At 53.2% G+C, this 23,718-nt stretch carries 23 protein-coding genes; 11 read left to right on the forward strand and 12 right to left on the reverse strand.

The annotated features are described in order from the left end of the window. The first annotated feature begins 104 nt into the window (after window positions 1-104). Window positions 105-974, forward strand: a complete 870-nt coding sequence (locus F4V61_RS03930) for a MurR/RpiR family transcriptional regulator (protein WP_001056722.1) — start codon at window positions 105-107, stop codon at window positions 972-974. 123 nt (window positions 975-1,097) lie between these two features. After that, window positions 1,098-2,540, forward strand: coding sequence for a pyruvate kinase (gene pyk / locus F4V61_RS03935; RefSeq protein ID WP_079781859.1), 1,443 nt, complete (start codon window positions 1,098-1,100; stop codon window positions 2,538-2,540). Window positions 2,541-2,624: 84 nt separating this feature from the next. Here pyk and lpxM read toward each other — a convergent pair whose 3' ends face one another. The 3 genes from lpxM to znuA form a co-directional block, all read right to left on the reverse strand. Next, window positions 2,625-3,596: a lauroyl-Kdo(2)-lipid IV(A) myristoyltransferase gene (gene lpxM / locus F4V61_RS03940; protein ID WP_000448396.1), complete on the reverse strand. Its 972-nt coding sequence runs from the start codon at window positions 3,594-3,596 to the stop codon at window positions 2,625-2,627. Window positions 3,597-3,712: 116 nt separating this feature from the next. Beyond that, on the reverse strand, window positions 3,713-5,032 hold the full coding sequence (gene mepM / locus F4V61_RS03945; RefSeq protein WP_001184058.1) for a murein DD-endopeptidase MepM: 1,320 nt from the start codon (window positions 5,030-5,032) through the stop codon (window positions 3,713-3,715). Between the two features lie 15 nt (window positions 5,033-5,047). Continuing rightward, a complete protein-coding gene (gene znuA, locus F4V61_RS03950; RefSeq protein WP_024131845.1) occupies window positions 5,048-5,992 on the reverse strand; it encodes a zinc ABC transporter substrate-binding protein ZnuA in 945 nt (314 codons plus the stop codon). A 78-nt stretch (window positions 5,993-6,070) separates the two neighbouring features. On the opposite strand from znuA, the gene znuC reads away from it, so the two are divergent. Both znuC and znuB read left to right on the forward strand, forming a co-directional pair. Next, entirely contained in the window at window positions 6,071-6,826 is a 756-nt protein-coding gene (gene znuC, locus F4V61_RS03955) for a zinc ABC transporter ATP-binding protein ZnuC (RefSeq protein ID WP_080161203.1), read from the forward strand. Continuing rightward, window positions 6,823-7,608: a zinc ABC transporter permease subunit ZnuB gene (gene znuB / locus F4V61_RS03960; RefSeq protein ID WP_000571519.1), complete on the forward strand. Its 786-nt coding sequence runs from the start codon at window positions 6,823-6,825 to the stop codon at window positions 7,606-7,608. The genes znuC and znuB overlap by 4 nt, the downstream gene beginning before the upstream one ends. Window positions 7,609-7,653: 45 nt before the next feature. Here the strand turns inward: znuB and ruvB are convergent, their stop codons facing one another. The 6 genes from ruvB to aspS all read right to left on the reverse strand — a co-directional run bounded on the left by ruvB (window position 7,654) and on the right by aspS (window position 13,020). Further along, the gene (gene ruvB, locus F4V61_RS03965; RefSeq protein ID WP_000568510.1) at window positions 7,654-8,664 is read right to left on the reverse strand and encodes a Holliday junction branch migration DNA helicase RuvB; all 1,011 of its coding nucleotides are present in this window, start codon (window positions 8,662-8,664) and stop codon (window positions 7,654-7,656) included. An 8-nt stretch (window positions 8,665-8,672) separates the two neighbouring features. Then, window positions 8,673-9,284: a Holliday junction branch migration protein RuvA gene (gene ruvA, locus F4V61_RS03970; protein ID WP_024131844.1), complete on the reverse strand. Its 612-nt coding sequence runs from the start codon at window positions 9,282-9,284 to the stop codon at window positions 8,673-8,675. A gap of 78 nt (window positions 9,285-9,362) precedes the next feature. Then, window positions 9,363-9,887, reverse strand: coding sequence for a crossover junction endodeoxyribonuclease RuvC (ruvC, locus tag F4V61_RS03975; protein WP_080161204.1), 525 nt, complete (start codon window positions 9,885-9,887; stop codon window positions 9,363-9,365). Between the two features lie 34 nt (window positions 9,888-9,921). After that, window positions 9,922-10,665 (reverse strand): YebC/PmpR family DNA-binding transcriptional regulator, encoded by a 744-nt coding sequence (locus tag F4V61_RS03980; RefSeq protein WP_000907254.1) that lies wholly within the window; start codon window positions 10,663-10,665, stop codon window positions 9,922-9,924. A gap of 28 nt (window positions 10,666-10,693) precedes the next feature. Then, window positions 10,694-11,146: a dihydroneopterin triphosphate diphosphatase gene (gene nudB / locus F4V61_RS03985; RefSeq protein ID WP_000653690.1), complete on the reverse strand. Its 453-nt coding sequence runs from the start codon at window positions 11,144-11,146 to the stop codon at window positions 10,694-10,696. Window positions 11,147-11,247: 101 nt separating this feature from the next. After that, entirely contained in the window at window positions 11,248-13,020 is a 1,773-nt protein-coding gene (gene aspS / locus F4V61_RS03990) for an aspartate--tRNA ligase (RefSeq protein ID WP_080161205.1), read from the reverse strand. A gap of 324 nt (window positions 13,021-13,344) precedes the next feature. On the opposite strand from aspS, the gene F4V61_RS03995 reads away from it, so the two are divergent. From F4V61_RS03995 to cmoB, 5 genes are read left to right on the forward strand one after another with little or no spacing between them, the layout of a single operon-like run. Next, entirely contained in the window at window positions 13,345-13,911 is a 567-nt protein-coding gene (locus tag F4V61_RS03995) for a hydrolase (protein ID WP_080161206.1), read from the forward strand. Continuing rightward, window positions 13,908-14,726: a DUF72 domain-containing protein gene (locus tag F4V61_RS04000; protein WP_079829475.1), complete on the forward strand. Its 819-nt coding sequence runs from the start codon at window positions 13,908-13,910 to the stop codon at window positions 14,724-14,726. Before F4V61_RS03995 ends, F4V61_RS04000 begins: the two co-directional genes overlap by 4 nt. A gap of 51 nt (window positions 14,727-14,777) precedes the next feature. Next, the gene (locus F4V61_RS04005; protein WP_000252975.1) at window positions 14,778-15,173 is read left to right on the forward strand and encodes an MAPEG family protein; all 396 of its coding nucleotides are present in this window, start codon (window positions 14,778-14,780) and stop codon (window positions 15,171-15,173) included. A gap of 40 nt (window positions 15,174-15,213) precedes the next feature. After that, window positions 15,214-15,957 carry a carboxy-S-adenosyl-L-methionine synthase CmoA gene (gene cmoA, locus F4V61_RS04010; RefSeq protein WP_000019582.1) on the forward strand — a complete coding sequence of 248 codons (744 nt, stop codon included), beginning with the start codon at window positions 15,214-15,216 and terminating at the stop codon, window positions 15,955-15,957. Beyond that, window positions 15,954-16,925, forward strand: coding sequence for a tRNA 5-methoxyuridine(34)/uridine 5-oxyacetic acid(34) synthase CmoB (cmoB, locus tag F4V61_RS04015; protein ID WP_000569022.1), 972 nt, complete (start codon window positions 15,954-15,956; stop codon window positions 16,923-16,925). The genes cmoA and cmoB overlap by 4 nt, the downstream gene beginning before the upstream one ends. A gap of 233 nt (window positions 16,926-17,158) precedes the next feature. Here the strand turns inward: cmoB and cutC are convergent, their stop codons facing one another. Then, the gene (gene cutC, locus F4V61_RS04020; RefSeq protein ID WP_001185713.1) at window positions 17,159-17,905 is read right to left on the reverse strand and encodes a copper homeostasis protein CutC; all 747 of its coding nucleotides are present in this window, start codon (window positions 17,903-17,905) and stop codon (window positions 17,159-17,161) included. 19 nt (window positions 17,906-17,924) lie between these two features. Further along, window positions 17,925-18,494 (reverse strand): VOC family protein, encoded by a 570-nt coding sequence (locus F4V61_RS04025; protein WP_038395768.1) that lies wholly within the window; start codon window positions 18,492-18,494, stop codon window positions 17,925-17,927. Window positions 18,495-18,730: 236 nt separating this feature from the next. On the opposite strand from F4V61_RS04025, the gene argS reads away from it, so the two are divergent. Continuing rightward, window positions 18,731-20,464: an arginine--tRNA ligase gene (gene argS, locus F4V61_RS04030; RefSeq protein ID WP_079781864.1), complete on the forward strand. Its 1,734-nt coding sequence runs from the start codon at window positions 18,731-18,733 to the stop codon at window positions 20,462-20,464. Between the two features lie 188 nt (window positions 20,465-20,652). Beyond that, a complete protein-coding gene (mrdA, locus tag F4V61_RS04035) occupies window positions 20,653-22,524 on the forward strand; it encodes a penicillin-binding protein 2 (RefSeq protein WP_000142848.1) in 1,872 nt (623 codons plus the stop codon). 53 nt (window positions 22,525-22,577) lie between these two features. Here the strand turns inward: mrdA and F4V61_RS04040 are convergent, their stop codons facing one another. Further along, window positions 22,578-23,717 carry a glycoside hydrolase family 88/105 protein gene (locus tag F4V61_RS04040; protein WP_080161207.1) on the reverse strand — a complete coding sequence of 380 codons (1,140 nt, stop codon included), beginning with the start codon at window positions 23,715-23,717 and terminating at the stop codon, window positions 22,578-22,580. Window position 23,718: the final 1 nt, after the last annotated feature.

Below are 23,718 nucleotides of genomic sequence, written 5' to 3' on the forward strand. Positions count from 1 at the left end.
TAACCATTTTGTCCCCTTCAGCAGTCGTCAGGGGTAATATCTAACAAAACGCGTTCGGTTTTGCGCATCATTGAAATCGCTAATACCCATGAGCCTTGCTAATCATGAATATGCTGGAAAAAGTCCAGTCTCAACTGGAACATTTAAGCAAATCTGAGCGAAAAGTCGCCGATGTTATTCTGGCCGCCCCCGGCAGATCGATTCACTTAAGCATTGCCATGCTGGCCCAGGAAGCCAACGTTAGCGAGCCGACGGTGAACCGTTTCTGTCGCAGCATGAATACCCGCGGCTTTCCTGATTTTAAACTGCATCTGGCGCAAAGTCTGGCCAATGGCACCCCATATGTTAATCGCAATGTGGATGAAGATGACAGCGTTGAGGCCTATACAGGAAAAATCTTCGAATCCGCCATGGCCAGTCTCGACCATGTTCGCCAGTCGCTGGATAAATCGGCCGTCAACCGCGCGGTAGATTTACTGACCCAGGCAAAAAAAATCGCCTTTTTCGGTCTTGGCTCCTCCGCCGCGGTCGCGCATGACGCCATGAATAAGTTTTTTCGCTTCAATGTGCCGGTGATTTACTCCGACGATATCGTACTGCAACGGATGAGCTGTATGAATTGTAGCGATGATGATGTCGTTGTGCTCATTTCGCATACTGGCAGAACCAAGAGTCTGGTGGAACTGGCGCAGTTGGCGCGGGAAAACGACGCGATGGTGATTGCCCTAACTTCCGCAGGAACGCCACTGGCGCGCGAAGCCACGCTGGCCATTACCCTCGACGTACCGGAAGATACTGACATTTATATGCCCATGGTCTCTCGACTTGCTCAACTGACCGTGATAGATGTGCTGGCAACGGGATTTACTTTGCGTCGCGGGGCAAAATTCAGAGATAACTTGAAGCGTGTCAAGGAAGCGCTCAAGGAATCGCGTTTTGATAAAGAATTACTCTCCAGGAGTGATGGCCGCTAAAAGCAATAACAATGTTCTACCCTATTCGTCATCCGGGAATGTTCATTTTATACCGTTAAGGTTTCAGAACGACCGGATCAATGTTCACGCAACACCAAGTTGTTTTAGTCAACGGAGTATTACATGTCCAGAAGGCTTCGCAGAACCAAAATCGTTACCACGTTAGGCCCGGCAACTGACCGCGATAACAACCTTGAGAAGGTTATCGCCGCGGGCGCAAACGTCGTACGTATGAACTTCTCTCACGGCTCGCCGGAAGATCATAAAATGCGTGCTGATAAAGTCCGTGAGATTGCCGCCAAACTGGGGCGTCATGTGGCTATTTTAGGCGACCTGCAAGGGCCAAAAATTCGCGTTTCCACTTTTAAAGAAGGCAAAGTGTTCCTCAACATCGGGGACAAATTTCTGTTAGACGCTAACCTGGGTAAAGGCGAAGGCGACAAAGAAAAAGTCGGCATTGATTACAAAGGGTTGCCGGCAGACGTCGTTCCTGGCGATATCCTGCTGCTTGACGATGGTCGAGTGCAGTTGAAAGTGCTTGAAGTCCAGGGCATGAAAGTCTTTACCGAGGTCACCGTCGGTGGCCCGCTGTCTAACAATAAAGGCATTAACAAGCTCGGCGGCGGGCTTTCTGCTGAAGCGCTGACCGAAAAAGACAAAGCCGATATTCAAACCGCTGCGCTGATAGGCGTTGACTATCTGGCCGTCTCCTTCCCGCGCTGCGGCGAAGATCTGAACTATGCACGCCGGCTGGCGCGCGACGCCGGCTGCGACGCGAAAATTGTGGCTAAGGTCGAACGCGCCGAAGCGGTATGCGATCAAAACGCTATGGACGATATCATTCTGGCCTCTGACGTTGTGATGGTCGCACGTGGCGACCTGGGCGTTGAAATCGGCGATCCGGAGCTGGTTGGTATCCAGAAGGCGCTGATTCGCCGTGCGCGTCAGCTAAACCGCGCAGTCATCACCGCAACGCAGATGATGGAGTCGATGATCACCAACCCGATGCCGACCCGTGCGGAAGTGATGGACGTGGCGAACGCCGTCCTGGATGGCACGGATGCAGTTATGCTGTCTGCCGAAACCGCAGCCGGTCAGTATCCTTCTGAAACCGTTGCCGCAATGGCGCGCGTCTGTCTGGGCGCAGAAAAAATCCCCAGCATCAATGTGTCTAAACACCGTCTCGACGTGCAGTTCGACAATGTCGAAGAAGCCATTGCCATGTCTGCGATGTATGCGGCAAACCATCTGAAAGGCGTTACCGCGATCATCACCATGACGGAGTCCGGTCGTACCGCGCTAATGACTTCCCGTATCAGCTCCGGCCTGCCGATTTTCGCCATGTCGCGCCATGAACGCACGCTGAACCTGACCGCGCTCTACCGCGGAGTAACGCCGGTGCATTTTGATAGCGCGGCTGATGGCGTTGTCGCGGCGCATGAAGCTGTTAATCTGCTGCGCGATAAAGGGTATCTGGTTTCCGGCGACCTGGTTATCGTGACCCAGGGCGATGTGATGAGCACCATAGGTTCAACCAATACCACGCGTATCTTGACCGTTGAGTAAAACCCGCCCATGCCTCTGATAAGCGCTGCGCTATCAGGCATACAGAGGGTGTCGACATAAAGCCTCTCTTTCGAGAGGCTTTATTTATTTGATAGGATAAAGATCTTTACGCTTATACGGCTGAATTTCGCCAGGCTTGCGGGTTTTGAGCAACTTAAGGATCCAGGTATACTGTTCCGGATGCGGGCCGACAAAAATTTCAACCTCTTCGTTCATCCGCCTGGCGATAGTGTGATCGTCAGCGGCAAGTAGATCGTCCATTGGCGGGCGGACCTGGATAGTCAGGCGGTGCGTTTTACCATTATAAACCGGGAAAAGGGGTATCACGCGTGCGCGACACACTTTCATCAGCCGACCAATCGCAGGCAGCGTCGCTTTGTACGTTGCAAAGAAATCAACGAATTCACTATGCTCCGGGCCGTGATCCTGATCCGGTAGGTAGTAGCCCCAGTAACCCTGACGAACAGACTGGATGAAAGGTTTAATCCCATCATTGCGCGCATGTAAACGTCCGCCGAAACGCCGACGCACCGTATTCCAGATATAGTCAAAAACCGGATTGCCCTGGTTATGGAACATCGCCGCCATTTTTTGCCCCTGAGAGGCCATCAGCATGGCCGGAATATCCACGCCCCAGCCATGCGGCACGAGGAAAATGACTTTCTCGTCGTTACGACGCATCTCCTCAATGATTTCCAGACCTTCCCACTCAACACGCTGTTGAATTTTTTCCGGGCCGCGCATCGCCAGCTCAGCCATCATCGCCATCGCCTGCGGCGCGGTGGCGAACATCTCATCGACAATCGCTTCACGCTCGGCTTCGCTACGCTGCGGAAAGCACAATGACAGATTAATTAGCGCCCGACGACGAGAACTCTTTCCCAACCGTCCGGCAAAACGCCCCAACGTCGCGAGCAGAGGGTCGCGAAAAGATGCCGGGGTTAATGCCATCCCCGCCATTGCCGCAGCGCCCAACCAGGCGCCCCAATACTGCGGATAGTGAAAGGATTTTTCAAATTCAGGGATATACTCACTATTATTTTTTTTGGTTTCCATGCTTTTCCAGGGTCTGGTGACGCGAAAAGGAATTGTGAATAGTGTAGCGATGTCTGCGCCTCACACAAAATAAAAAAGCCGGCACACATCGCGTACCGGCTCTGTCAGCACATTTGTTAATCGAAGCGCAGTTGCGGCAGAACCTCTTTCACCTGCGCCAGGTATTCACGACGATCTGATCCTGTCAGACCTTCCGTACGCGGCAATTTTGCGGTTAGAGGGTTAACGGCCTGCTGGTTGATCCATACTTCATAATGCAGATGCGGCCCTGTGGAACGCCCGGTGTTGCCAGAAAGCGCAATACGATCGCCACGTTTCACTTTTTGCCCCGGTTTCACCAGCAGTTTACGCAAGTGCATATAACGTGTGGTGTAAGTGCGTCCATGACGAATCGCGATGTAGTAACCGGCAGCGCCGCTACGTTTAGCGACCACGACCTCGCCATCCCCCACCGACAGCACTGGCGTACCCTGCGGCATCGCAAAGTCAACGCCCCGATGTGGCGCAACGCGTCCGGTAACCGGGTTCAGACGACGTGGATTAAAGTTGGAAGAAATGCGGAATTGTTTTGCGGTCGGGAAACGCAAAAAGCCTTTCGCCAAACCGACACCGTTACGGTCATAGAATTTACCGTCAGCGGCGCGAATAGCATAGTAATCTTTACCATCGGAACGCATACGCACGCCCAACAACTGGCTTTGCTCGCGCTTGCCATCCAGCATCTCACGCGACATCAGAACCGAAAATTCATCGCCCTTTTTCAGCTTCCGAAAATCCATCTGCCACTGCATCGCTTTTATCACCGCGCTGATTTCGCTGCTGGTTAACCCAGCCTCTTTCGCGCTGGCGACAAAACTACCGCCCACCGTACCTTTCAGCAGGCTGTTGACCCAGTCGCCCTGCTGCATTTCACTGCTCATTTTGAAACCGTTGGCAGTGCGATCGTAGGTACGCGTTTCACGGCGGGAGACTTCCCATGTCAAACGCTGTAAATCGCCATCAGCGGTTAGTGTCCAGGAAAGTTGTTGACCAATTTTCAGATTGCGCAGTTCCTTATCAGAAGCGGCAAGTCGGCTAATATCGCCCATATCGATGCCGTACTGATTCAGAATACTGCTTAATGTATCGCCCGTAGAGACGACGTATTCATGGACGCCGACCTCGCCGGCGGTCTTGTCGTCCAGCTCATCCTGAGGAATGGCCTCATCTTCCTGGGCGGCCTGATCGATGGGCTCGCTGGCCTCAGGTAAGAGAGAACGGATCTCGCTTTTCTCCAGTTCAATAGTTTTAATGATTGGCGCGGATTCCGGATGGTAAACATAAGGCCGCCATACGGCGACGGCCAGTGTCAGAACGGTGAGTGACCCCAGCATAACGCGATGGGGTCGGGGCAGATTATTAATTGCCAGGGCGACAGAGCGGGCTATCTGTTGCACGTAATCACTTCCTCGTTAATCTCCTTTCAGGCAGCTCGCATACTGGTTAGCTAATTGGCTTAAAAACGCTGAATAGCTTGTTTTACCCAGTTTAATGTTCGTCCCGAGGGGGTCCAGTGTTCCCATTCGAACGGATGTCCCTCTCGCCACGGCTTCCACGACCGCTGGCCTGAATTGTGGCTCAGCAAAAACGCAGGTTGCTTTTTGCTCAACCAACTGTGTTCTTATTTCATGTAAACGCTGCGCGCCAGGCTGTATCTCAGGGTTCACGGTAAAGTGACCGAGTGGTGTGAGTCCGTAGTGTTTTTCGTAGTAACCATAGGCGTCATGAAAAACGAAATACCCTTTCCCCTTGAGCGGCGCGAGCTCGTTACCGACCTGTTTATCGGTTGCGGCTAATTGTGCCTCAAAATCCTTCAGGTTGGCGTCAAGTTTGGCTCGACTTTGCGGCATAAGTTCCACTAATTTTTTATGGATTGCAACCGCTGTAGCCCGCGCTATCTCTGGGGAGAGCCAAAGATGCATGTTATATTCGCCGTGATGGTGATGCTCGTCACCTTTTTCATCACCGGTATGCGCGTGCGCGTGTTCATCCTCATCATCATCCGCGCCCTTCATGAGTAACGGTTTCACATCGGAAAGTTGCGCAATTATGACCTGCTTATTATCAGGAATATTTCTGACCGACTTCTCCATAAAGGCTTCCATTTCCGGGCCAACCCAGACGACTAAGTCCGCGCCCTGTAAGCGTTTTACGTCTGATGGACGCAATGAATAATCATGCTCGGAAGCCCCATCCGGGAGTAATACTTGCGTATCCGTAACGCCATCAGCAATGGCGGAAGCAATAAACCCAAGCGGTTTAAGCGAAGCAACAACGGCGGCGTCAGCAGCCTGGGTTGCACTCCCCCAAAGCGCGGCGGATAATGCTGCGAAAAGAAGCGTATTTTTCTGTAACATAATGCGTCCAATCATCGTAATGAATGCGTGTAATGTGATATTATAACATTCTATTACTTCTGCAAGCCTAAAATTGACATGACAAGTTTAGTTTCACTGGAAAACGTCTCGGTCTCATTTGGTGCACGCCGCGTCCTCTCTGACGTGTCGCTTGAACTGAGCCCTGGAAAAATTTTAACGCTTCTCGGCCCTAACGGCGCGGGGAAGTCAACGCTTGTGCGCGTGGTTTTAGGACTGGTAGCCCCTGATGAAGGGGTGATCAAGCGCAACGGACAGCTTCGTATCGGCTATGTCCCACAAAAGCTCTATCTCGATACCACGCTTCCGCTGACGGTAAACCGATTTTTACGTTTACGTCCCGCTACGCAAAAAACGGATATTCTCCCGGCGCTTAAACGAGTCCAGGCCGGACATCTGATTGACGCGCCAATGCAAAAACTCTCCGGTGGCGAGACGCAGCGCGTACTGCTGGCCCACGCGCTGCTTAACAGGCCGCAGTTACTGGTGCTCGATGAGCCTACGCAAGGCGTGGATGTCAATGGCCAGGTCGCGTTATACGACCTTATCGATCAGTTGCGCCGCGAACTTGATTGCGCCGTGCTGATGGTGTCACACGATCTACACCTGGTAATGGCGAAAACAGATGAGGTGTTATGCCTGAACCATCATATTTGCTGTTCCGGCACGCCGGAAGTGGTGTCGATGCATCCGGAATTTATCTCTATGTTTGGCCCGCGCGGCGCGGAGCAATTGGGGATTTATCGCCATCATCATAATCATCGCCACGATTTACAGGGTCGTATTGTACTGCGCCGGGGAAATGGTCACTCATGATTGAATTATTACTGCCCGGCTGGCTGGCCGGGATGATGCTGGCCTGCGCCGCAGGCCCGCTGGGCTCATTCGTGGTCTGGCGTCGGATGTCCTACTTTGGCGATACGCTGGCTCACGCGTCGCTGCTGGGCGTGGCGTTTGGCCTGTTGCTGGACGTTAACCCCTTTTATGCGGTCATCGTCGTGACGCTGTTGCTGGCGGCTGGTCTGGTATGGCTGGAGAAACGCCCTCACCTCGCAATTGATACTTTACTGGGCATTATGGCGCACAGCGCCCTGTCTTTAGGGCTGGTCGTTGTCAGCCTGATGTCCAACGTTCGTGTTGATTTAATGGCCTATCTGTTTGGCGATTTGCTGGCCGTTACGCCGGAAGATCTTATCTCTATCGCCACTGGCGTGGTTATTGTGCTGGCTATTCTCTCCTGGCAGTGGCGTAACTTGTTATCGATGACTATCAGCCCGGATCTTGCCTTTGTGGATGGCGTGAAGTTACAGCGCGTGAAGTTGCTATTGATGCTGGTGACGGCGTTAACCATCGGCGTAGCGATGAAATTTGTCGGGGCGCTGATCATTACGTCGCTACTGATTATTCCCGCAGCAACCGCGCGTCGCTTTGCCCGAACGCCTGAGCAGATGGCGGGCGTAGCGGTAGTAACAGGAATGCTCGCCGTAACGGGCGGACTGACCTTCTCTGCGTTCTATGACACGCCAGCAGGTCCGTCAGTGGTATTGTGCGCAGCCTTGCTGTTTATCTTCAGCATGCTGAAAAAGCAGGCGAGCTGAAGGTACAATGCCGGATAAGCGTAGCGCCATCCGGCATTATCAAGTTTAAGGCATTTCCGGTGGCGTAATGCCAAAGTGATTCCACGCACGCACTGTCGCCATTCTTCCGCGCGGCGTGCGCTGTAAAAAGCCTTGCTGAATCAGATACGGTTCCAGCACGTCTTCGATGGTTTCACGCTCTTCGCCAATCGCCGCCGCAAGGTTATCCAGTCCCACCGGGCCGCCGAAGAATTTATCAATAACCGCCAGCAGCAGCTTGCGATCCATATAGTCAAAACCTTCCGCATCGACATTCAACATATCCAGCGCCTGCGCGGCAATTTCCGCTGAAATAGCCCCGTCATGCTTCACCTCGGCGAAATCACGCACACGTCTGAGCAGACGGTTGGCAATACGCGGCGTACCACGCGCCCGCCGCGCCACTTCCAGCGCGCCGTCATCACTCATCTCAAGTCCCATGTGCCGGGCGCTGCGCCCGACAATATGCTGTAGATCGGGCACCTGATAGAACTCCAGGCGCTGCACGATACCAAAACGGTCGCGTAGCGGCGAGGTCAGTGAGCCAGCTCGCGTCGTCGCGCCAATAAGCGTAAACGGCGGCAGATCGATTTTAATCGACCGCGCGGCTGGCCCTTCGCCAATCATAATATCCAGTTGGTAATCTTCCATCGCTGGATAGAGCACCTCTTCCACCACCGGTGAAAGCCGGTGTATCTCATCAATAAATAGCACATCATGCGGTTCAAGATTGGTGAGCATGGCCGCCAGATCGCCCGCTTTTTCCAGCACCGGGCCGGACGTGGTACGCAGATTGACGCCCATTTCATTGGCAACGATATTCGCCAGGGTCGTTTTACCTAACCCTGGCGGGCCAAAAATCAGCAAGTGATCTAATGCGTCCCCGCGCAGTTTTGCCGCCTGAATAAAGATCTCCATCTGGGAGCGCACCTGCGGTTGGCCGACATACTCCGCCAATAACTTAGGGCGAATGGCGCGATCGGCCACCTCTTCTGCGATCGTGGCGCCTGCTGAAATCAGGCGATCTGCTTCTATCATCCTTTACCTCATAACGCGGCGCGTAACGCGTCGCGAATCAGTGTTTCACTGCTTGCGTCAGAATGGGCGACTTTGCTCACCATCCGACTGGCTTCTTGCGGTTTATAACCCAGCGCCACCAACGCAGCAACCGCTTCTTGTTCAGCATCTTCCGAGGTTGGACTGGCTGGCGACATTAATACAAGATCGACCGCTGGCGTAAAGAGATCGCCATGTAGCCCTTTAAAGCGGTCTTTCATTTCCACAATCAATCGTTCGGCGGTTTTTTTACCGATGCCGGGTAATTTTACCAGCGCCGCAGGATCTTCACGTTCAACCGCATTGACGAACTGCTGCGCCGACATGCCGGAGAGGATAGCCAACGCCAGCTTAGGCCCGACGCCATTCGTTTTGATCAGCTCTTTAAACAGCGTGCGCTCTTGCTTATTGTTGAATCCGTACAGCAATTGCGCATCTTCACGCACCACAAAATGGGTAAAGATTATCGCTTCCTTTCCGGATTCCGGGAGCTCATAGAAACAGGTCATCGGCATATGCACTTCGTAGCCTACGCCCCCTGTTTCCAGCAGTACGATCGGGGGTTGTTTTTCGAGAATAATGCCTCTGAGTCTGCCTATCACATGACGCTCCTGCGTAAAGGGCTGAAAAGGTAAAGTCGTATCATAAAAAAAGGCTGGATAGATATCCAGCCTCATTTGTCATTGGCGCAACCTTCCCCGCGCCAGATTGAGTCGGCTCTCGCTCATTTGCATCGCGTTCTGGCTAACATGGCAATGCGTGATCGCGATAGCCAGCGCATCTGCGGCATCTGCCTGCGGATTAGCGGGGAGCTTCAACAACGTTCGAACCATATGCTGAACCTGGCTTTTCTCCGCGCTACCAATACCAACGACGGTTTGCTTAACCTGACGCGCCGCGTATTCAAACACAGGCAATTCCCGGTTGACCGCGGCGACAATCGCTACGCCGCGGGCCTGTCCCAGCTTGAGGGCGGAATCGGCATTCTTCGCCATAAACACCTGTTCGATAGCGAAATAGTCCGGCTGGAACTGGGTGATGATTTCCGTCACGCCTGCGTATATGAGCTTCAGACGGGACGGCAAATCATCAACTTTGGTGCGAATACATCCGCTGCCCAGGTAGGTCAGTTGCCTGCCGACCTGACGAATGACGCCATAACCGGTGATGCGCGACCCCGGATCAATGCCGAGAATAATAGCCATCACGCATCTCCTGTTATGTTCGGATTCAACCACCTCATTCTAAGGTAGCGGCAACCTCATCAGAGATCTCACCGTTATGGTAGACTTCCTGAACATCGTCACAGTCTTCCAGCATATCGATCAGACGCAGCAGCTTCGGCGCGGTTTCCGCATCCATATCCGCTTTGGTTGACGGGATCATGGAAACTTCGGCGCTGTCCGCTTTCAGACCCGCATTTTCCAGCGCATCACGCACTTTGCCCATCTCTTCCCAGGCAGTGTAAACATCAATCGCGCCATCATCATAGGTCACAACATCTTCCGCGCCAGCTTCCAGAGCGGCTTCCATAATGGTGTCTTCATCGCCTTTCTCAAAGGAGATGACCCCTTTCTTACTGAACAGATATGCCACTGAGCCGTCGGTGCCCAGATTACCGCCGCACTTGCTGAAAGCATGACGCACTTCCGCTACAGTACGGTTGCGGTTATCACTCAGACACTCAACCATAATGGCCGTGCCGCCAGGACCGTAACCCTCATAGATAATGGTTTCCATGTTCGCGTCATCATCGCCGCCCACGCCGCGAGCGATGGCGCGATTCAGAGTGTCGCGGGTCATATTGTTGGACAGCGCTTTATCCACGGCCGCGCGCAAACGCGGGTTAGCATCAGGATCGCCGCCGCCCAGTTTAGCTGCCGTTACCAGCTCACGAATAATTTTAGTAAAGATTTTACCGCGCTTGGCATCCTGCGCAGCTTTACGATGTCTGGTGTTGGCCCATTTACTATGACCTGCCATAAATATTTCCTCAAAAAAGCGCGCCTTTTCAGGCGACGTTAATTACAAACTCTTCAATCGCTTGCCGGTTACTCCAGGACTTGGTGAGCGCCGCTGCGGCAGCCGCATCAAGCCACTGGTACGTCAGATGTTCAGTGAATATCACCTGACGCTCATGCGGTAGCGCAAGGCAGAACCAGGATTCCGTATTGTGCATGACACCCGGCGCATAGCGATGACGTAAATGTGAAAAAATCTCAAATTCCACCATGCGTTGGCAGTCGATTAAGGTCAGTTGCTCTGCCGCAACATCAATCGTGACCTCCTCTTTGACTTCACGCACGGCGGCCTGCAACGCGGTCTCCCCGTCTTCCAGACTGCCAGTCACCGACTGCCAGAAATCCGGGTCGTCGCGTCGCTGCAACATCAGCACCCGTTTCGTATCTTTCGCGAAGATAACCACCAGGACCGAAACGGGGCGCTTGTACACTTTATCTTTCACGCGGCCTCGTTGTCGGCTGTTGAGTGATGCCTCCATTTATGAGACTCGCCCTTGCGGGCCGCCGCGATATCACACGAATGATGCCGTGTACATTGTTCATATCAGTTATTCTCGGCCTTCTTCACAACCTGAATACCCAGCTCCGTCAACGCCGCCTGGTTGGCGAAACTCGGCGCTTCGGTCATCAGACACGCGGCGGCCGTCGTTTTCGGGAAGGCGATAACATCACGAATATTGTCGGTACCGGTCAGCAGCATAGTCAGACGGTCCAGACCAAACGCCAGGCCTGCGTGCGGCGGCGTACCGTATTTTAACGCATCCAGCAGGAAGCCGAACTTCTCGCGTTGCTCCTGCTCATTGATACCGAGAATACCAAATACGGTTTGCTGCATTTCACCGTTGTGAATACGCACCGAACCGCCGCCCACTTCGTAGCCGTTAATAACCATGTCATAAGCGTTAGCGACCGCGTTTTCCGGCGCAGCTTTCAGTTCAGACGCCGTCATGTCACGCGGAGCGGTAAACGGATGGTGCATCGCGGTCAGGCCGCCTTCGCCGTCGTCTTCGAACATCGGGAAGTCAATCACCCACAGCGGCGCCCATTTGTCTTCGTCGGTCAGGCTCAGATCTTTGCCCAGTTTCAGACGCAGCGCGCCCAGCGCATCGGCAACCACTTTTTTGTTATCTGCGCCGAAGAAAATCATATCGCCGTTCTGCGCGCCGGTACGTTCAAGGATAGCGTCGACGATGTCGGCGGTCAGGAACTTGGCCACCGGACTGTTAATCCCGTCCAGACCTTTCGCACGGTCGTTAACTTTGATATACGCCAGGCCTTTCGCGCCGTAGATCTTAACAAAATTACCGTAATCGTCGATCTGCTTACGGCTAAGCTGTGCGCCGCCCGGCACACGCAGCGCAGCCACGCGGCCTTTCGGATCGTTAGCCGGCCCCGCGAAAACGGCGAATTCTACCGATTTCAGCAGATCAGCGACATCCACCAGCTCCATCGGGTTACGCAGGTCTGGTTTGTCGGAACCATAACGACGTTCCGCCTCTGCAAACGTCATGACCGGAAAATCCCCCAGATCCACGTCTTTCACTTCCAGCCACAGATGGCGCACCAACGCTTCCATCACTTCACGCACCTGCGGCGCGGTCATGAAAGAGGTCTCGACGTCAATCTGCGTAAATTCAGGCTGGCGGTCAGCACGTAAATCTTCATCGCGGAAGCATTTGACTATTTGATAGTAACGGTCGAAACCGGACATCATCAGTAGCTGTTTGAACAATTGCGGCGACTGCGGCAGCGCGTAGAATTTACCTTTGTGAACGCGCGAAGGCACCAGATAATCGCGCGCGCCTTCCGGCGTGGCTTTGGTCAGCATCGGCGTTTCGATATCGAGGAAGCCGTGATCGTCCATAAAACGACGCACCAGACTGGTAATTTTGGCGCGGGTTTTCAGTCGCTGCGCCATTTCCGGACGACGCAAATCCAGATAGCGGTACTTGAGACGCGCCTCTTCGGTATTAACGTGGTTAGCGTCAAGCGGCAGTGAGTCTGCGCGGTTGATGATAGTGAGAGAGGACGCCAGCACTTCAATTTCGCCGGTCGCCATATCCGCATTGACGTTTTTCGCATCACGCGCACGCACGGTGCCTGTAACTTGAATGCAGAACTCATTACGCAGTTCAGAGGCCAGCTTTAACGCGTCCGCACGATCCGGATCGAAGAACACTTGCACAATACCTTCACGATCGCGCATATCGATAAAGATCAGGCTGCCAAGATCACGACGACGGTTGACCCAACCACACAGAGTCACCTGCTGCCCCACGTGGGACAGACGTAGCTGTCCGCAATATTCTGTACGCATGAGATATCCCTTAACTTAGCCGCAGGCGGATTGTTGCCTGCCATGCAGGCGACGAAGTCGCAGCTTTAGCTGTATGTCACAACTGGATGAAAAAAGGCGGCTATTATACTGGATATTCTGCCGCACGATAAGAGTCAATCCAGCATGGGAGCGATAACTTGCCCGTTTCATGCGGTATCGACACCCGGTTCATACTGACTGTACTTGGGTTTTTCACGCAGGTATTGCGTATGCTCACAAAAATTAACAATATTTGTCGCCGCTTTCTTCTTTAATCGCGCTTAAGGTGTAGCAAAACCCGCTATTTTTAAGGGAGTGATTATCATGCTGAAACTCAACGCGGCCACAACCGCCCTGGTGATTATTGATTTACAGGAAGGAATTCTTCCTTTCGCTGGCGGCCCATACACGGCAAATGAGGTGGTCGCCCGCGCCGCGCGACTGGCGGAAAAGTGTCGCGCCAACGGCTCGCCAGTGGTCATGGTACGCGTCGGATGGTCTGACGATTATGCCGAGGCGTTAAAACAGCCGGTGGATGCCGCAACGCCTGCGCACGCGTTGCCGGAAAACTGGTGGACCTGGCCTAAGGCATTGGGTAAAACTGACAGCGATCTGGAAGTGACTAAACGCCAGTGGGGCGCGTTTTACGGTACCGATCTGGAGCTACAGCTTCGCCGCCGGGGTATCGACACCATCATATTGTGCGGGATCTCAACCAATATCGGCGTCGAATCTACCGCGCGTAACGCCTGGGAGTTGGGATTTAATCTAATTATTGCCGAAGATGCCTGTAGCGCCGCCAGTAGTGAACAGCATCAGGGTAGTATGACGCACATTTTCCCGCGCATTGGCCGGGTACGCAGCGTAGAGGATATTTTAAACGCCTTATGATCTACATTGGCTTGCCGCAATGGTCGCACCCTAAGTGGGCTCGGCTCGGCATCACCAGTCTGGAAGAGTATGCCCGCCACTTTAACTGCGTGGAGGGCAACACCACGCTTTATGCGCTGCCGAAAACGGAGATTGTCGATCGCTGGTATGCGCAAACTACGGATGATTTTCGTTTTTGTTTCAAATTCCCTGCGACCATTTCTCACCAGTCCGCGCTGCATCACTGCGACGCTCTGGTACAGGAATTTTTTACCCGTCTCGCGCCGCTGGAAACACGCATTGGCCAATACTGGCTACAGTTGCCTGCCGTCTTTGGGCCGCGCGATCTGCCCGCCTTATGGCAATTTCTTGATGCGCTTCCCGCCACCTTCACCTACGGCGTAGAAGTGCGTCATCCGCTCTTTTTCGACAAGGGTGAGGATGAACAGCGCCTCAATCGTGGGTTACATGAGCGCGGCGTAAACCGCGTGATCCTGGATAGCCGTCCGGTACATGCCGCTTACCCGCATAGCGAGTCCGTCCGCGAGGCGCAGCGGAAAAAACCCAAAGTTCCGGTCCATGCGGTAGTAACCGCCCGCCATCCAATGGTGCGTTTTATCGGGAGCGATAATATGGCGCAAAACCGTGAGTTTTTCGCCGCCTGGTTGCAGAAACTACCGCAGTGGCGGCAAACCACCACGCCTTTTCTGTTTTTGCATACTCCGGATATCGCGCAGGCGCCGGAACTGGTGAATACGCTTTGGCATGATTTGCGCAACGTCTTACCGGAAATCGGCGCTGCTCCGTCCATTCCACAGCAATCTTCTCTTTTCTGAAAATGCCCCCTATCATAGAGAGTGCCATCAGCCATTTTAAAGGGAGTTTGTATGGTAAGCGCGCTGTATGCCGTTTTAGGTGCGTTATTATTAATGAAGTTCTCTTTTAATGTCGTTCGCTTGCGAATGCAGTACCGTGTCGCCTATGGCGATGGCGGTTTTAGCGAGCTTCAAAGCGCAATTCGTATTCACGGTAATGCGGTGGAATATATTCCTGTCGCGCTGGTGCTTCTGCTGTTTATGGAAATGAACGGCGCCGAAACGTGGATGGTGCATATCTGCGGCATCATTTTAATCGCTGGTCGGCTGATGCATTATTACGGTTTCCACCATCGTCTGTTCCGTTGGCGACGGGCGGGGATGAGCGCCACCTGGTGCGCGTTGTTGCTGATGGTGCTGGCAAACCTGTGGTATATGCCCTGGGAGTTGGTTTTCTCCCTGTATTAGCGCACAATACGCGCCTTTATTTTTCCCGGATGTATACGTTATGTCTCACCGCGACACGCTTTTTTCTGCGCCTATCGCCCGTCTCGGCGACTGGACTTTTGATGAACGAGTAGCCGAAGTTTTCCCCGACATGATTCAACGTTCGGTGCCGGGCTACTCCAATATCATCTCTATGATCGGCATGTTGGCTGAACGCTTTGTGCAACCGGACACGCAGGTCTACGATCTGGGCTGCTCGCTGGGCGCCGCAACGCTGTCTGTTCGGCGCAATATCCGTCATGAGCATTGCCGGATTATCGCCGTCGATAACTCCCCGGCCATGATTGAACGCTGCCGCCGCCATATTGATGCGTATAAAGCGCCAACGCCGGTCGAGGTCGTTGAAGGCGATATCCGCGATATCACTATTGAAAACGCCTCGATGGTGGTGCTGAATTTTACCCTGCAATTCCTTGAACCTGCTGAACGCCAGGCATTGCTGGATAAGATTTACCTGGGGTTGAATCCCGGCGGCGCGCTGGTACTGTCGGAAAAATTTAGCTTTGAAGATGCGAAAGTGGGCGAGCTGTTATTCAACATGCACCACGATTTTAAACGCGCGAATGGGTACAGCGAACTGGAGATCAGTCAGAAGCGCAGTATGCTGGAGAACGTGATGCTCACCGACTCGGTGGAAACACATAAAGCGCGCCTGCGTAAGGCGGGTTTCGAACACAGCGAACTATGGTTCCAGTGCTTTAATTTCGGGTCGCTTGTCGCTTTAAAAGCCGGAGTTGCCGCATGATCGAGTTTGGTAACTTTTATCAGCTCATTGCCAAAAATCATCTTTCTCACTGGCTGGAAATATTGCCTGCGCAGATTGCCGCCTGGCAACGCGAGCAACAGCATGGTTTGTTTAAACAGTGGTCGAACGCGGTAGAATTTTTACCGGAAATAACGCCCTGGCGACTGGATTTACTGCACAGTGTCACGGCGGAAAGCGAAGCGCCGCTCAGCGAAGGTCAACTAAAGCGTATTGATACGTTGTTGCGTAACCTGATGCCGTGGCGTAAAGGCCCGTTCTCGCTTTATGGCGTAAATATTGATACCGAATGGCGTTCCGACTGGAAGTGGGAACGCGTACTGCCGCATCTGTCAGATTTAACCGGCCGGACGATCCTTGATGTCGGCTGCGGCAGCGGCTATCACCTGTGGCGAATGATTGGCGCAGGCGCGCATCTGGCAGTCGGCATCGATCCTACGCAGCTTTTCCTCTGCCAGTTTGAGGCGGTGCGTAAACTGTTGGGTAACGATCAGCGCGCGCATCTGCTGCCGTTGGGCATTGAACAACTCCCGGCCCTGAAAGCGTTTGACACTGTCTTCTCGATGGGGGTGCTTTATCACCGCCGCTCGCCGCTGGAGCATCTGTGGCAGTTAAAAGATCAGTTAGTCAACGAGGGTGAACTGGTACTGGAAACGCTGGTAGTCGACGGCGATGAAAATACCGTTCTGGTACCCGGCGATCGCTATGCTCAGATGCGTAACGTCTATTTTATTCCTTCCGCGCCAGCGTTAAAAAAATGGCTGGAAAAATGCGGCCTTATTGATGTGCGTATCGCTGACGTTTGCGTCACCACCACGGAAGAGCAGCGCCGCACGGAATGGATGGTTACCGAGTCGCTGGCTGATTTTCTTGACCCGAACGACCACAGCAAAACGGTGGAAGGATATCCCGCCCCGCTGCGCGCGGTGCTGATTGCGCGTAAACCGTGAGGGTATGGAGGGGCTGCGTCTCATTTTTCGCCAAATGTTCGGTTTGCAACAAGGCGGCGATGCACTGAATCCCCATGGAGCTTACATCAGTAAGTAACTGGGATGAACGAGGAAAGCCAACACAGTTGCAGGCTGAAATATGCCGGAGAAAGAGAAAAAAAGGCCCCTGTTGAATTGGCAGGGGCCTGGTACGAGCAAGCATCATATTGGGCGACATGATGCAACGGTAAAAATCATTTGGTCTGATGGTGAACAATGACTCCTTTCATTTCAGCGACCGCCGCCCCCTCTACCCTATAACGGGAATACTCGTCCGCCTGAACATCGGCAGACATCGATAACCCCTGATTGCGATAGCGCATCGGCGAAGCCAGTAAGACTCCGGCGGAACTGTGTACTTCCCGTACTCCGGCATTGAGGAAATTCTGCAGGTTATCGGCACGAACGCCTGCACCAGCCATAATGATTGGAGCATCCCCCTGCGCAATAAGTTCCATAATTATTGATAAACCTTGCGCTGCATCGGCTTTTTGCCCGGAAGTCAGCACTCTTGCTACGCCTGCGTCAGCCAGATTCTTTAACGCATTGAAGGGATTAGCGCACATATCAAAGGCGCGGTGAAATGTCACCGCCAGCGGTCCGGCCGCCGCCATTATTTTTTCCATTCGCGGCATATCGACATCCCCATCAAGGGTCAAAACGCCAGTAACAAGCCCGGGAAAGCCCAGTTCTCTGACGAGGCGGATATCCTCCAGCATGGCGGTAAATTCGCCATCAGTGTAATAAAAATCCCCGCCGCGAGGACGAATAATCGGATGTACGGGAATCATAATATGCTCGCGCACGCTGCGTAATACGCCCAGCGAAGGCGTAAGCCCCCCTTCTTTCGGCGCGGCGCACAGTTCGATACGATCCGCGCCGTTTTGCTGCGCGGTGAGTGCGCATTCCATGCTGTAACAACAGATCTCAAGTAACGCCATATTCACTCCTGTCGGCATGTTAATGTGCTGCCTGCTCGCTGGCGATAATCGCTTCAATCGACCACGGATGAAATTTTACCGTGACGCGACCATCAGTCACGGCCAGCGTAGGGTTTGGCAAACGTTCATGCTCGCCCTGCGGCGCACTGGTTTTAACCACGATTCCCGGCTGACTAAGCCCCTCATCCGATAACAACGCCAATGCCCTCGCATTCAATGTCTCCGGCTCGCCGGGCAGCACGATTTCAATATGCTCCCACCCTTCGTGCGGATAGCGTTTTTCTCCCGGCCACGGTAATTCAATGACAGAAAACCGCCAGTGTTCCACATATACCGGTTCATGCAGCTTAAACAGACAAATCGGCCTGCCGTTGATGATATTTTCCGACAGTAGATCGCCACATTGTTCAAAACCGCAACGCCAACGTTCCGCCGTCGTATTCTGGTGGCAGCGCAATGAAATGTGATCAGCCTCAAGTGCGCTAATCTCCAGACCGAGGCGAGTGGAAAGTTCTCTTAACGCCAGAGTGAATCGCGGTAAATCTGCCGAAATATCATGCAGTTCGTCAATATTTTGCCAGTTCGCCATATCAGGAAGCTCTTTTTACTGTGAAAGCCGCTAATTTACGCTGTTGCGTCCCGTCAACCAACCTTTGATTTGATTGGGCGTTTATTGAATGTTTATGCAGATTATTGTTGCGTATATTTCAGGCGACGCGACGCGCGCGCAATGCTGACGCCAACGGGCATTTGCAGTATACTCCCGCCCTAATTCTCAAACTGGCGCGGGTAATACAGTCCGCTTCATAAACGTAAGGTATTCCGGTGAATATTCAGGCTCTTCTCTCAGAAAAAGTTAGTCAGGCCATGATTGCTGCAGGCGCGCCTGCAGATTGCGAGCCCCAGGTTCGTCAGTCAGCCAAAGTTCAGTTCGGCGACTATCAGGCCAACGGCATGATGGCAGTTGCGAAAAAACTGGGTATGGCCCCCCGACAACTTGCAGAGCAGGTGCTGATTCATCTGGATCTCAGCGGTATCGCCAGCAAGGTGGAAATCGCCGGCCCTGGTTTTATCAATATTTTCCTCGATCCGGCTTTTCTCGCTGAACAGGTGCAACAGGCGCTGGCCTCCGATCGTCTGGGCGTTTCTCAGCCGGCTCGCCAGACGATTGTCGTCGACTATTCGGCGCCTAACGTTGCGAAAGAGATGCACGTCGGTCATCTGCGCTCCACGATTATCGGCGATGCGGCAGTGCGCACGCTGGAATTTCTGGGCCATCATGTTATTCGCGCTAACCACGTCGGCGACTGGGGCACTCAGTTCGGTATGCTTATCGCCTGGCTGGAAAAACAGCAGCAGGAAAACGCGGGCGAAATGGCACTGGCGGATCTTGAAGGGTTTTATCGCGATGCGAAAAAGCATTATGACGAAGATGAAGGGTTTGCCGAGCGTGCGCGTAACTACGTCGTAAAATTGCAGAGCGGTGATGCCTATTTCCGTGAGATGTGGCGTAAGCTGGTTGATATCACGATGACGCAAAACCAGATCACCTACGATCGCCTGAATGTCACCCTGACGCGTGACGATGTGATGGGCGAAAGTCTGTATAACCCGATGCTGCCAGGCATTGTCGCCGATCTGAAAGCCAAAGGCCTGGCGGTTGAAAGCGAAGGCGCGACGGTGGTTTTCCTTGATGAGTTTAAAAACAAGGAAGGCGACCCGATGGGTGTCATTATTCAGAAGAAAGATGGCGGTTATCTGTATACCACTACCGATATCGCCTGCGCCAAATACCGTTACGAAACGCTGCACGCCGACCGCGTGCTCTACTACATTGACTCCCGTCAGCACCAGCACCTGATGCAAGCCTGGACCATTGTGCGCAAAGCCGGTTATGTACCGGATTCCGTTCCGCTGGAACACCACATGTTCGGCATGATGCTGGGTAAAGACGGTAAACCGTTTAAAACTCGCGCGGGCGGTACGGTGAAACTGGCGGACCTGCTGGATGAGGCGCTGGAGCGCGCGCGTCGTCTGGTGGCGGAGAAGAACCCGGATATGCCGGCTGACGAGCTGGAAAAACTGGCTAACGCCGTCGGTATTGGCGCGGTGAAATACGCCGATCTGTCAAAAAACCGCACCACTGACTATATCTTCGACTGGGATAATATGTTGGCTTTCGAAGGCAATACCGCTCCTTATATGCAGTATGCCTATACGCGTGTGCTGTCTGTTTTCCGTAAAGCGGACATCGACGAGCAGGCGCTGGCGAGCGCGCCGGTTATCATTAGCGAAGATCGCGAAGCGCAGCTCGCTGCCCGTCTGCTGCAGTTTGAAGAAACCCTGACGGTGGTCGCGCGTGAAGGTACGCCGCACGTCATGTGCGCGTATCTGTATGACGTCGCCGGGCTGTTCTCCGGCTTCTACGAGCACTGCCCTATTCTCAGCGCCGAGAATGACGCGGTTCGCAATAGCCGCCTAAAACTGGCGCAACTGACGGCGAAGACGCTGAAACTGGGTCTGGATACGTTGGGTATCGAAACCGTAGAACGCATGTAAATGCGCCGTCGTTAACATCATCAGGCCTGACTCCGGGTAACGGACTCAGGCCTTTTTATTGCCACAGCGGTATATCTGTAACAAATCACAAGGAATGACACATTTCTATAGAGAGATGGAACATCTTTTACCTGTCCTGGCGCTGACCGCCCCGTATCATTAGGCGGCGGATTGTTCAGGTACAGGTAATGACTTTTAAAGACTTTGATGCGGAAGAGAAACTCTTCCTGAGACGTGTGATTGTGGCGTTTGGTGTAGTGATTGTCTGCTTTGGTATCCTGATCTTCAACCTCTATAACTTGCAAATCCGTCAGCACCACTATTACACCACCCGTTCGAATGAGAACGATATCAAGATGCTACCCGTCGCGCCCACGCGCGGCATCATTTACGATCGCAACGGCATTCCGCTGGTGCGTAACGTAACCTGGTATGATATCGCGGTTACGCCCTATAAAATTGCCGATATGGATGCGCTGCTAAAACAGCTCACCCCTATTGTTGATCTCTCCCCCAATGATATCGCCGACTTTCGCCATGCGCTAAAATCCAGTAGCCGCTATCGTCCGGTGGTGCTCAAAAACGCGCTAACGGATGTTGAAATCGCACGCTTTGCGGTCAATCAGTTTCATTTCAACGGCGTCACGATCAATAGCTATCAGGATCGGCAGTATCCTTACGGCGCGGAGCTGGCGCATGTTCTCGGTTACGTGTCAAAGATAAACGATAACGACCTTAAAGCGCTGGATAAAAAAGGGCTGGCAGAGAATTACGCGGCGGACCATAACATCGGTAAACAGGGGATTGAGCGTTACTACGAAAACGATCTTCATGGCAAAACCGGTTATCAGGAGGTCGAGGTGGATAATCACGGGCGTATTGTCCGCCTGCTGAAAGACGTTCCTCCCATCGCGGGTAAGAATATTCACCTGACGCTGGATCTCCATTTACAAGAGTACATTGAAAGTTTGCTGGCCGGGCAGCGTGCTGCCGTACTGGTTGAAGATCCGCACGATGGTTCAGTGCTGGCGATGGTATCTATGCCCAGCTACGATCCGAACCCCTTTGTAAAAGGCATTAGCTATCAGGATTACGGCAAACTGCTGCACGATAAAAATCTGCCGCTGATCAACCGCGTGACGCAAGGGCTTTATCCTCCGGCGTCAACGGTTAAACCCTATATGGCGATGTCCGCGCTGTTAAGCGGGATTATTACGCCGCAAACTACCTTCTTTGGCGCGCCAACCTGGACGCTTCCCGGCACGCAGCGGCATTACCGGGACTGGAAAAAAACCGGACACGGTATGCTGGATGTCACTAAAGCGATTGAGGAATCTGCGGATACCTTTTTCTATCAGGTCGCTTATATGATGGGTATTGACCGTATCGACACGATGTTGTCTCAGTTCGGCTATGGCAAACCGACGGGCATCGACCTTAATGAAGAATATGACGGGCTGCTTCCCAGCCGTGCATGGAAACAGCGGGTCCATAAAAAAGCCTGGTATCAGGGCGATACCATTTCTGTCGGCATCGGCCAGGGTTACTGGATTGCCACCCCCATCCAGATGGTAAAAGCGATGGTGGCGCTCATCAACAACGGTAAGGTGATTGCCCCTCACCTGTTACTCAATGAAGAGAGCGGCAAAACGGTGGTTCCGTATCGTCCTTCCGGAACAGCGTCACAGATAGCCGATCCGGCGTCGCCATACTGGGGACTGGTGCGTCAGGCGATGTATGGCATGGCGAATGCACCCAACGGAACGGGCTATAAGTTCTTTCACACCGCGCCCTACGGCATTGCGGCCAAAAGCGGCACGTCGCAGGTGTTTAGCCTGAAAGAAAATCAGACCTACAACGCGAAAATGATCCCCATTCGCCTGCGCGATCATGTTTTTTATACCGCTTTTGCACCGTATAAAAACCCTAAGGTCGCTATTGCCTTGATTCTGGAAAACGGCGGAAGCGACGGCGTTACCGCCGCACCCGTCATGCGAAAAATCCTTGACCACCTGTTTGATCCACAGGCTGATACCACGCAGCCGGGTCAGGCGCCATAGTCAAATAAGCAAAGCGCCATCAGACAAGGATACGCCCGGAATATCCGCATACATCAAAAATAGTTACGCAGATATTCCGTCAAACACAGCATTGCCATCGCCTGCCCGTAAGGCATAGAGGTCAACGGAATATTGCGGTAAAAATCGAGATCGTGGCCCATGCCAGTGCCAAATGAAGTTTGCAGCAGTTCGCCCTCCGGAGAAATATGCCGCACAATGCCCTGGACGGCTTTTTCCGCCACTAACGCATATCGCCGATCGACATAGCGTTTGCGTACCGCTTTAAGAATACCGTAGGCAAAACCCGCCGTCGCGGACGCCTCCAGATACGCGTGCGGATCGTCAAGCAGCGTATGCCATAAACCGCTTTCATCCTGACATTTCGCCAGCACGGCGATCTGCGCATTCAGTACCTGAACCAGGTAACGGCGTACAGCATTATTTTCCGGCAAGTCCAACAGTTCAAGAAAATCCGGGATTACAATGGTCAGCCAACTGTTGCCGCGCGCCCAGCGCGCGTTCGCGAAGTTATGATGGCCGTCATAGCTCCAGCCGTGGAACCACAGCCCCGTTTCTCTATCTATCAGATTCTGCACATGCAGCAGGAACTGATAGGTCGCCTCTTCCACATACTCCGGCCGGTTCAACAGTTTACCGATTTTCGCCAGCGGCAACACCGTCATCATTAGCGTGTCGTCCCACATCTGCTGATGATTTTCCTCCGCCAGGGTGATGTGCTGCATCCCGCCGTGATCGGTACGGGGCATGTCATACATCGCCCATTCGGCCCATGATTCAAGCCACGGTAGCCAGGCGGGATTACCGGTCTCTTCATAGCGATACGCCAGCGTTAAAAACGGCGCCATCGTATTGACGTTTTTCGTCGTCGCGCCTTCCGCAAACCGATCGGCAAACCAGTTATCAATGATGTTACACATCGTCTGGTCGCCGGTCTGTTGATAATAGTGATACATTCCGTACAGGCCCACGCCATGCGTCCACTCCCACCCGGCCCAGCCTTTAGTATCGATCACACGTCCGTCGTCCAGTCGCAATAAAAATTCGCCCGTGTCATCTTTAATATTAACCAGGTTATACGTCACCTTTTGTATCAAGGCTTTTAGTTCATCTCTGGCGATAAAACGCTCAGGCTGACGCAATAACGGACTGTGTTTGACTGGATAAACAATCATT

The sequence above is a fragment of the Salmonella enterica subsp. arizonae genome (assembly GCF_008692845.1).
Lineage (GTDB): Bacteria > Pseudomonadota > Gammaproteobacteria > Enterobacterales > Enterobacteriaceae > Salmonella > Salmonella arizonae.